Raw genomic sequence first — 4222 nt, forward strand, 5'->3', positions numbered from 1 at the left:
AATATACAGACTTACAACTTTTGGTTGGTAATACCATAATGGAAATTTATCATTCATTTTAGAAAATACTATAGTACTTGCCTATGCCACTGCATTACCTGCACTAGCAATAATTGGAATTACTGTAGCATCTGCACTGATAGTTGGTAGTATTACCTATGGAGTTACATATAAGTCATCAGAGTATTCATTAAACAGTAAGCTAAGTGAGGTTAGCTGCAGTAATGTTGATGGAAATAAACAAACTGTACAACCATAATTATTAATTCACCACAGTAACCGCGCCGTGGCAGTGTTTGTACTTCTTTCCAGAATTACAAGGGCACTTGTCGTTTCTTGAGACTTTGGGAAGTCTGCTATTTCTAGCAGAATGTAACCTATTGCCTATCTCTTGGTTATCTGCCAACTTAAAGTGCGCTAGGCGGTGAATGGTGAGTTCCTTCCATTTTTCAAGCATTGACTCAAACATCAAGAAAGCTTCGCGTTTAAATTCATTCAGTGGATCTTTCTGCCCCATGGCACGTAGGCTTATGCTTTGTCTTAGGCTCTCTAGAACTGAAAGGTGTTCCCTCCATAAATGATCAAGTGTCATTATCATCATTTGCTTCACGATCGTATTCCACAAATCTGTAGTGTGCTGACTGTTGAAATATTTTTCTTTCTCAGTAAAAAATTCTTGTATCTTATCATTTATATAATCCAAAGCTTCTTGTTTGTTTAAAAACTTTGCTAAATCTTCTTTATCAAGCGTTATTCCATACCTTGTATGGAATTCTTTGACTATATCTTCAATATAATCCTCATAATAGCCACTTTGGACTATACCTTCTATTACGCTCTCATTTACTTCGCTATATACTTCAAGTAAATCATTAATTTCGTTGCCTAAGATATTGTTTCTCTGCTTAAAAATAACTTTACGTTGGTTATTGATTACGTCATCAAACTTAAGTAGAGATTTCCGCACGTCATAGTTTCTAGCTTCAACTTTCTTTTGCGCTTTCTCAAGTGCCTTATTGATCCATGGATGATGAATAGCTTCGTTATTCTTTAACCCTACTTTTTGTAAAAAGCTTCTCATTCTATCAGAACCAAATATTCTCATTAGGTCATCTTCGAGCGATAAAAAGAACTTAGAAAGTCCAGGATCACCCTGACGGCCAGAACGGCCACGTAATTGATCATCTATTCTCCTGCTTTCATGTCTTTCGGTTCCAACCACACATAAACCACCAGCTTTTATAGCAATTTCCTTATCTTTTTTTACTCTTTCAACTATTTCTTGATATTTTTTTTCTCTTTCATCAGCATTTTTTATCTTCTTTAGCTCCACCTTTGCGATCATTTCAGCATTTCCACCAAGCTGAATATCAGTTCCACGTCCTGCCATGTTAGTTGCTATAGTGACACTACCTGGCACCCCAGCTTGCGCTATTATGTACGCCTCTTGTTCATGATAACGAGCATTCAATACTGAATGCTTAAGAGAATGGCTTTGCAAAAGCGCAGAAAGCTTCTCAGAGTTTTCGATGCTCACCGTGCCAACAAGGACCGGTTGAAGGCGTTTGTGGCATTCTTCTATAAACTTCAATACAGCATTAAATTTTTCCTTTTCTGTACCGTAAATTTCATCATCAATATCAACTCTTTTTACAGATACATTGGTTGGAATTTTTACTACATTTAATCTGTATATATCACGAAACTCTTCTGCCTCTGTTGCTGCTGTTCCAGTCATTCCGGAAAGTTTATTGTACATACGAAAGTAATTCTGAAATGTGACCGATGCTAAAGTTTGGTTTTCATGCTGAATTTCAAGATTCTCCTTCGCTTCAAGTGCCTGATGAAGACCATCGGAATATCTCCTGCCCTCCATCATACGCCCAGTAAATTCATCAATAATCACTACCTTTCCATCTTTCACTATATAATCTTTATCAGCAGTGAACAGCTTATGTGCACGTAATGCTTGGTCCATATAATGAGTCATTATCATGCTGTCAGTATCATAGAGCGAGGAATTTTCAGGAATGAGATTGTATGATCTTAGTAGTTCCTCCACTCGTGAAATACCATCTTCAGTCAAGAATACCGTTCTACCTTTTTCATCTACTTCATAATCAGAGTCAACTAATTTGGTTACTATTTTATTGATATGCTTATATATCTGATTGTTTTCCTCAACCGGGCCAGAAATAATAAGCGGAGTGCGAGCTTCATCAATGAGTATTGAGTCCACTTCATCAACTATTCCGTAGTGAAAGCCTCTCTGAACCATGTCTTCTTGAGAAAATTTCATATTGTCTCGCAGGTAATCAAAGGCAAGCTCGTTATTTGTGGAATACACGATATCTGCACTGTAAGCCTCTTTCCTCTCTTCGTCTGTCAAGTTATTCGTAATAAACGCAACAGAAACCCCAAGAGAATTATATAATTTGCTCATCCACTCTGTGTCTCGTTTTGCAAGGTAGTCATTAACAGTTACGACGTGTACGCCTTTCCCTTCTAAGGAATTTAGATATGCTGCTAAAGTTGCAACGAGTGTCTTTCCCTCTCCTGTTTTCATTTCTGATATCATACCATTGTGGAGCACCATTCCACCAATCAGTTGAACATCAAAGTGCCTCATGTTAAGAAACCTTCGAGAGGCTTCACGCACAACTGCAAATGCAGGTACGAGAAGATCATTTAACGTTTTCCCATTTTTCAATTCTTGTTTGAATTCTTCAGTTTTACCAGCAAGCTCCTCATCAGATAAACTCTGCATTTCTGTTTCTAATGCATTTATTTGCTGAACAATTTTCCTAAAGGATTTTATTATCTTCTTGTTTGTGGAACCAAATATCTTTCTTATAAAAAAGAATGACAACGTAAAAATGAAAAATATAAGAATGGCTGTCAAAATTAGCGGAGAATCTAGCATAAACTTAAGTAACGTCTTATTTAATATGAGATTATATTACTAAATGCAGCCTACAGCAATTACATATTAGATTCGGGGAATCCTTATTCATATACTAAGGTAATAAACAAAGGAACACTTCCAACCCTGTTCTTGCAGGCACTGTTATTGAAATATTAAAGAATCTGTTGCATTATCTTAGGCACTTGGTGACTTTAATTTTTTATAGAAAGAAGTTATTCGTAGGTTTAGTAGGGTATGAATGTAGAAAATAAACAGTCTGAAATACTTAGTAATCGTATATTTAAGAAGAGAGATGGCACATCAACAGGTGATCATGGTTGCAAGTATGAAGTAAAATTATTAATGCTGTATCTACTTTATGGGTTAAGTAGTAAAATTGACTTTTGGTTAGCATCAAACATAGAAGGTTTTGGAGCCTTTGATGATATTTTTTTTGAGTATAAAGATCAGAAGAACAAATCGAGAATTATCTTGGTTCAAGCTAAACACCGTAACGACCCTAGTTCATCAGCGAATATTACTTTTGAAGATTTGTTTATTGATGGAAACAATAGAAAGCGACAGAAAGAGGATTTCGGGTTAAACAAATATTTTGAATCTCATCCTGAGATTAAGCAAAACCCTGAGTATAAGAACAGTGATATTACACTTGTCATTCATGCTAATGTTAATGTGAACTTAAAAAAAGGTACAGAAAAGCAAGGCAAAGTAGAAACATTAGAGGAGTATCTGGAAGAGTCAAAGTTAACAGATGATAACATTTTAAGTATTTATGAAGGTCACAGAGGAACGTGCTACAAAATAAAAAATCATATTGAACTGAAAAAATACTTCAGTTGCGGCAGTGAAGATGAAATAGAAGATTTTTTACTTAGAATAAGGTTTGTAGTTAATCAACCTAATCATTCAAAATTAGATGATATTATTAAGAAAGAAATAGGGAGTATATACAAAATATCAGGCAAGAAAAACATTGACATGGTTTTTGACTTTGCACGCGGGAAGGTAGAAAAATGGTGGGAACAACAGGGTAGCGAAGTTTCTTATCTAACAAGAAAAGACAATTATTTTAAGGAAGCCATAGAACATCTTTATAGTCTCAAACTTAAGGAAGATCTACCTGAATTTTGGCAAGTCCCTCTTCGAAATTATAACTTTGTCGGCAGAGAAGCGCTGCTAGATAAAATAGAAGAATGCCTGAAAGCTAATGATACAGCAACACTATAGTATTTTCTAAAATGAATGATAAATTTCCATTATGGTATTACCAACCAAAAGTTGTAAGTCTGTATATTT

Annotated in this window: 2 protein-coding genes; one reads left to right on the forward strand and one right to left on the reverse strand. The window is 35.3% G+C overall.

Annotation, left to right across the window (positions count from 1 at the left end; translation table 11 throughout):
- Window positions 1-262: 262 nt before the first annotated feature.
- On the reverse strand, window positions 263-2923 hold the full coding sequence (gene secA / locus WOCAOBSORBRA_RS05640; RefSeq protein ID WP_155968456.1) for a preprotein translocase subunit SecA: 2661 nt from the start codon (window positions 2921-2923) through the stop codon (window positions 263-265).
- Window positions 2924-3160: 237 nt separating this feature from the next.
- Here secA and WOCAOBSORBRA_RS05645 point away from each other — a divergent pair, with 237 nt between their 5' ends.
- Window positions 3161-4153 carry a hypothetical protein gene (locus WOCAOBSORBRA_RS05645; RefSeq protein ID WP_246165654.1) on the forward strand — a complete coding sequence of 331 codons (993 nt, stop codon included), beginning with the start codon at window positions 3161-3163 and terminating at the stop codon, window positions 4151-4153.
- The last annotated feature ends 69 nt before the right edge of the window (window positions 4154-4222 follow it).

Origin of the sequence: Wolbachia endosymbiont of Cardiocondyla obscurior (genome assembly GCF_902713635.1) — a bacterium.
GTDB classification, from domain to species: Bacteria; Pseudomonadota; Alphaproteobacteria; order Rickettsiales; family Anaplasmataceae; genus Wolbachia; species Wolbachia pipientis.

Excerpts from the sequence above, each read along its gene's own strand:
- secA (WP_155968456.1), bottom strand. The coding sequence starts at position 2,923 with ATGCTAGATTCTCCGCTAATTTTGACAGCCATTCTTATATTTTTCATT.
- WOCAOBSORBRA_RS05645 (WP_246165654.1), top strand. The coding sequence starts at position 3,161 with ATGAATGTAGAAAATAAACAGTCTGAAATACTTAGTAATCGTATATTT.